This window comes from Protofrankia sp. CiP1_Cm_nod4, assembly GCF_982290645.1.
Genome location: NZ_CEVIVC010000021.1, coordinates 13,942 through 19,982 on the forward strand (window position 1 = coordinate 13,942; position 6,041 = coordinate 19,982).

General features: G+C 72.0%; 4 protein-coding genes. All 4 read left to right on the forward strand.

What is annotated here, in order from left to right; all coding sequences use genetic code 11:
* The coding region (locus AC5LSR_RS06645) for a penicillin-binding transpeptidase domain-containing protein (protein WP_493468253.1) at window positions 1-1,920 on the forward strand (1,920 nt) is incomplete at its 5' end.
* Window positions 1,917-3,140: a rod shape-determining protein RodA gene (gene rodA, locus AC5LSR_RS06650; RefSeq protein ID WP_250285398.1), complete on the forward strand. Its 1,224-nt coding sequence runs from the start codon at window positions 1,917-1,919 to the stop codon at window positions 3,138-3,140. The genes AC5LSR_RS06645 and rodA, both read left to right, overlap by 4 nt.
* Before the next feature lie 157 nt (window positions 3,141-3,297).
* On the forward strand, window positions 3,298-5,361 hold the full coding sequence (locus AC5LSR_RS06655; protein WP_250285399.1) for a TIGR03960 family B12-binding radical SAM protein: 2,064 nt from the start codon (window positions 3,298-3,300) through the stop codon (window positions 5,359-5,361).
* Window positions 5,345-6,041 (forward strand): TIGR03936 family radical SAM-associated protein (locus tag AC5LSR_RS06660; RefSeq protein ID WP_493468254.1); only part of this gene is annotated, 697 nt, incomplete at its 3' end. The genes AC5LSR_RS06655 and AC5LSR_RS06660, both read left to right, overlap by 17 nt.

The following is a 6,041-nucleotide window of genomic DNA, read 5'->3' on the forward strand; positions in this document are numbered from 1 at the left end:
GCGCACGAGCTGGGGTATCTCAGCCCCGTCACCCAGAAGCAGCTCGACGCCGACGGCGCCAGCAAGGGATACCACCAGAACAGCCTGGTCGGTGTCGCCGGGCTGGAGAACACCTACGACGCGGACCTGCGGGGCGCCGACGGCGTGCAGCGGCTCGAGGTCGACCGGTTCGGGCGGGTCGCGGGCACCGCGTCGGCCACCGCGCCGAGCAGCGGTGACAACCTCGTGCTCTCGCTCGACATCGGTGTCCAGCAGGCGGTCGAGCAGACCCTGCGCAAGACCCTGGACTCCCTTGGCGGCGGGCAGGCGCGCACCGCCTCCGGCGTCGTGCTCGACGCGAGGACCGGCCGTGTGATCGCCATGGCGAGCCTGCCCTCCTACGACCCGTCGGTCTTCGTCGGGGGCGTCTCCGAAGCCGACTACCAGGCACTGTCCGACCAGGCCAACGGGATTCCGCTGCTGTCGCGGGCGTACCAGGGCTCGAGCGCGCCCGGGTCCACGTTCAAGCCGGTGTCGACCCTGACCGCGCTGACCAGCCTCGGCGCGTCGGCCACCAGGAAGTACGACTGCGCGCCCACCCTGCAGATCGGCACCCAGACCTTCCACAACTTCGAGGGGTCGTCCGCCGGGCCGATCACCCTCCATCAGGCCCTGGTCATCTCCTGCGACGTCATCTTCGACCAGTTCGCCTACGAGGCGTGGCTGGCCGACGGCGGGCTGCGCAACGGCCGCGGCCCGTACCGGGAGCCCAACGAGTACTTCGTCAGGATGGCCCGCGCCCTGGGGTTCGGCAGCCGCACCGGCATCGACCTGCCGGGCGAGACGGCCGGGTCGGTCGTCGACCGGGCCGGCGCGAAGGAGATCTGGGAGGAGCTGAAGGACTCCTACTGCCGCCGGGCCCGCAACGGCTACCCGGAGGCCACCGACCCGGCCAAGGCCGAACGCTTCCGCCAGTACGCCGCCGAGGCGTGCGTCGACGGCTACCTGTACAACGGGGGCGCGGCGGTCCAGTTCGCGATCGGGCAGGGGCAGTACCTGTCGGTCAGCCCGTTGCAGCTCGCGGCCGCCTACGCCGCCATCGCCAACGGCGGGACGCTGTACCAGCCCACCCTGGCCAAGGCGGTGATGGCCCCGGACGGCCGCGTCGTGCGGACCATCGAGCCCAGGGCCGCCGGCAGGCTGCCGGCCGCGCCCGACACGCTGGCCTACCTCCGCGAGGCCCTGCACGGGGTGACCAGCGAAGGCGGCGGGACCGCGACCGGGGTGTTCGCAGACTGGCCGAACGACACCATCCCGGTCGCGGGCAAGACCGGTACCGCCGAGGTGGAGGGCTCCGGGGACACCTCCTGGTTCGCCTCGTTCGCGCCCGCGAACGACCCGCAGTTCGTCGTTGTCGTGACCATCCCGGACTCCGGGACCGGCGCCGAGTACGCGGCCCCGGCCGTGAAGGCCATCTACCAGAGCATCTACGGCATCGGACGCCCCGCGGCGTTCGCCGGCGGCAGGCCGCCGTCCCAGCTGCCCCGCCTCAAGCAGGACGGGACGTTCGCCGCCGACACGGCTCCCGAGCCGGCCCCCGGCACAGCGGCCCCCGGTGCGGCCGTCCCCGGTGCGGCTGCCCTCGGTGCGGCTGCCCCGGGCACGGCTGCCCTCGGTGCGACTGCCCCCGGTGCGGCCGCGGCGGGTACCGCGGCGGCGCCGGCCGCCGGCCTGTCGGGTATCTCGTTCACCGGCCGGTCCACCGGCGCTGTCGCGGCGGCGGCGCCCGCGGCGGTCCCGGGCGCGGTGGACGCCGCCGCCCGCGGGCCGCCCGCCGTCCCCGCGCATCCCGGGGCTCCTCCCAGCGCTGGTTCCGGCTGGCGTCGAGGGCTCCCGGGCCACCCGCTCTTCTATCGGCGATCATGGATGGAGGGTTCATGACGAGCCCGACGGCCCTGCGTTCGTCCCCGGTCCCACCGCGCGGCCGGATCGGCCAGCTGCGCGACCGGGCGTCGGGCCGGCACTCCCCGCTGCGCCGGCTGGACTGGCCACTGCAGATCTGTGTGATCATGTTGTCGGTGCTCGGGGCGCTGCTGGTGTGGTCCGCCACCCGGCAACGCGAGACCGAGAGCGGCGGCGACCCGCAGATATTCCTCAAGCGCCACCTGCTCAACCTGGCCATCGGGCTGGTGCTCGCGGGTGTGGCGACGATCGTCGACTATCGCATTCTGCGGGCATACGCGCCGTTCGTGTACCTGGGATCGCTGCTCGGCCTGGTCGCCGTTCTGCTGGTGGGCTCGACGATAAACGGGGCGCACTCCTGGATCGTCCTGCCGGCCGGTTTCCAGCTGCAGCCCTCGGAATTCGCCAAGGTGGCGCTCATCCTCGGGATGGCGATGGTTCTCGGGGAGAAACACGACGACCGCGACACCGGCATCCGGCTCAGCCCCGGCCACCAGGACGTCATTCTGGTGCTCGCGCTGGCGGCCGTGCCGATGGCGCTCATCATGATGCAGCCGGACTTCGGCACCGTCATGGTGTTCGTGTTCGTCATTCTCGGCATGCTCGCGGTCAGTGGCGCCCCGAGCAGGTGGGTGATCGGGCTTATTCTGTGCGGGATCCTCTTCGGCGGGGCCATCCTGCAGTTCCATCTGCTCAAGCCGTACCAGGAGGCGCGGCTGACCGAGTTCGTCCGGGACAACCAGAACACCTCGTCGACCGGCTACAACGTCGACCAGGCCATGACGGCGATCGCCAACGGCGGCCTGGCCGGCCGCGGCCTGTTCGGCGGGACGCAGACCCAGGGCCAGTTCGTGCCCGAGCAGCAGACCGACTTCGTCTTCACGGTCGCCGGGGAGGAACTGGGCTTTCTCGGTGCCGGCGGGGTCCTGGTGCTGCTCGGCGTGGTGCTGTGGCGGGCCCTGACGATCGCGTTCGACTCCGGTGACACCTTCGGTACGATGATCGCTACCGGGGTGGTGTGCTGGTTCGCGTTCCAGATGTTCGTCAACATCGGGATGACCCTGGGGGTCATGCCGGTGACCGGGCTGCCCCTGCCGTTCCTGTCCTACGGGGGGTCGTCGATGTTCGCCAACCTGCTGGCGGTCGGTCTGTTGCAGAACGTCCGGCTACGGTCCCGTTCAGACCCTTACGCCCTGTGATGACCTGGTGAGGCTGGCCCGGTGGATCCGCCGCTGACCGTGTTCATCGGTTGCCGGCAGTGTTCGGTGGTTGCCGATGGTGTTTGTCGGTCGCCGACAGCAGCCGTCCGTCGTCGGCCGTGTCGCTGGCCGGCTTGTGTGCCGTAGGCTCGCGGACATGTCCGGACAGTCGCTGTTCCCTCGCCTGGAACCGCTGTTGCCGCGGGTCCGCAAACCCGTGCGCTATCTCGGCGGCGAAGGAAATTCCCAGGTCAAGCCCTGGGCGGACGCGCTGGTTCGCTGGTGCCTGATGTATCCCGACGCCTACGAGGTCGGCCTTCCCAACCAGGGCGTCCAGATCCTCTACGAGATCCTCAACGAGCAGCCGGACGTCCTGGCCGAACGCACTTACTCGGTCTGGTCGGACCTGGAGGAGCTGCTGCGCGAGCACGGCATCCCCCAGTTCACCGTGGACGCCCACCGCGCGGTCGGTGACTTCGACCTGCTGGGGGTGAGCTTCTCCACCGAGCTCGGCTACACCAACCTGCTGACCGCCCTGGACCTCGCGGGCATCCCGCTGCACGCCGCCGACCGGGACGAGCGGCATCCGGTCGTCATCGCGGGCGGGCACGCGGCGTTCAACCCCGAGCCGGTCGCGGCCTTCGTCGACGCGGTCGTCCTCGGTGACGGCGAGCAGGCGGTCCTGGAGATCACCGATGTCGTCCGCGCCTTCAAGACCGCCGGCCGGCCCGGCGGGCGGGCGCAGCTGCTCCTGCGGCTGGCCCGGCGCGGGCTGGTCTACGTGCCGTCCTGCTACGACGTGGACTACCGGCCGGACGGCCGGATCCGCGCGGTCACCCCGAACCGTCCCGGGGTGCCGGCCCGGCCGGCCAAGCACACCGTGAGCAACCTGGACGCCTGGCCGTACCCGAAGGCGCCGCTGGTCCCGCTGGCGGAGACCGTCCACGAGCGGATGAGCGTGGAGATCTTCCGCGGCTGCACGCGTGGCTGCCGCTTCTGCCAGGCCGGGATGATCACCCGTCCGGTCCGGGAGCGCAGCATTGACACCGTCGGCGAGATGGTCGCCCGGGGCCTGGCGGCCTCCGGGTTCACCGAGGTCGGGCTGTTGTCGCTGTCCAGCGCAGACCACAGCGAGATCGGTGAGATGGCCAAGGGCCTGGCCGACCGGTACGAGGGCACCCACACCTCGCTCAGCCTGCCCTCGACCCGGGTGGACGCGTTCAACGTCACACTGGCCAACGAGTTCTCCCGCAACGGCCGGCGCAGCGGGCTGACCTTCGCCCCGGAAGGCGGCTCCGAACGGCTGCGCCGGGTCATCAACAAGATGGTCAGCGAGGAGGACCTGGTCCGCACGGTCAGCACCGCCTACGCCCAGGGCTGGCGGCAGGTGAAGCTGTACTTCATGTGCGGCCTGCCCACCGAGACCGACGAGGACGTCCTGGCGATCGCCGGCCTCGCCCGCGAGGTGATCAGGGCCGGGCGGCGGGCCAGCGGGCACCGCGACATCCGCTGCACGGTGTCGATCGGCGGCTTCGTGCCCAAGGCGCACACACCGTTCCAGTGGGCGGCCCAGGCCTCCCATGAGGTCACCGACGCCCGGCTGCGGCTGCTGCGCGACGCCATCCGCGGCGACCGGGAGGTGGGGCGGGCGATCGGTTTCCGCTACCACGACGGCCGCCCGGGCGTGATCGAGGGTCTGCTCGCCCGCGGTGACCGCCGGGTTGGCGCGGTGATCGAACGGGTATGGCGCGACGGTGGCCGGTTCGACGGATGGAGCGAGCACTTCTCCTTCGAGCGTTGGGAGAAGGCCTGCGCCGCGGAGCTGGAGCCGTTGGGGGTCTCCCTCGACTGGTTCACCACCCGTGAGCGCGACGAGCGCGAGGTACTGCCCTGGGACCACCTGGACTCCGGCCTCGACCGTGACTGGCTGTGGTCGGACTGGCAGGAGGCGCTGCGCGGCGCCGAGCTGGACGACTGCCGCTGGACCCCCTGCTACGACTGCGGGGTCTGCCCGGCCATGGGCACGCAGACCCAGATCGGCCCGACCGGCCGGACCCTCCTGCCGCTCGTGTCGACCGGGCCGGGCCGGACCGGTGGCCCCGGTGCCCCCGACGGCCCCGGTGCCCCCGACGGCCCCGGTGCCCCCGACGGACTCGGGAACCCGGGTGGCCCCGGCGCCTCGGACAGCGCCGGCAGGACAGCCGATGCCGCGGCGTCCTGAGGGCCCGCCCCCGCCACCGGTCGTCGCGCGGGTGCGGGTGCGGTTCGCCAAGCGGGGGCGGTTGCGTTTTCTGTCCCACCGGGATGTCGCACGGACCTTCGAGCGTGCCCTGCGGCGCGCGGGCGTCCCGATGGCGTACTCGGCGGGCTTCAGCCCGCATCCGCGCATCTCCTGGCTGGGCGCCGCCCCCACGGGCGCCGCCAGCGAGGCCGAGTACGTCGAGCTCGCCCTGGCCGAGCACCGCCAGCCCCGGGCGCTGGGGGAGGCGCTGGACGCGGCCCTGCCAGCCGGGCTGGACGTGGTGGCCTGCGCGCAGGCGGCCGCGACACCGCTGGCGGAGCTGGTGGACGCGTCGCACTGGTGGATCCGGCTGCCGGGTGTCGCGCCCACCGCGTTGGCCGCCGCCGTCGACGTGCTGCTCGCCCGTGACCTGGTGGAGGTGGAGCGGGTCACCAAGGACGGACATCGGCGCTTCGATGTCCGTCAGGCAGTGGTCTTGATGGTTTGCCGTGCGGAGAACGACACGTGTGCGATACTGGATACGGTTGTGCGGCACACGACGCCCGCCGTACGACCCGACGACATGCTGACCGCCCTCTGTGTGGTCGCCGGCCTCCGGCCGCCAGTACCACCCGAACCACTGCGGCTCGGGCAAGGTCGGCTGCTGGCGGATGGCACCG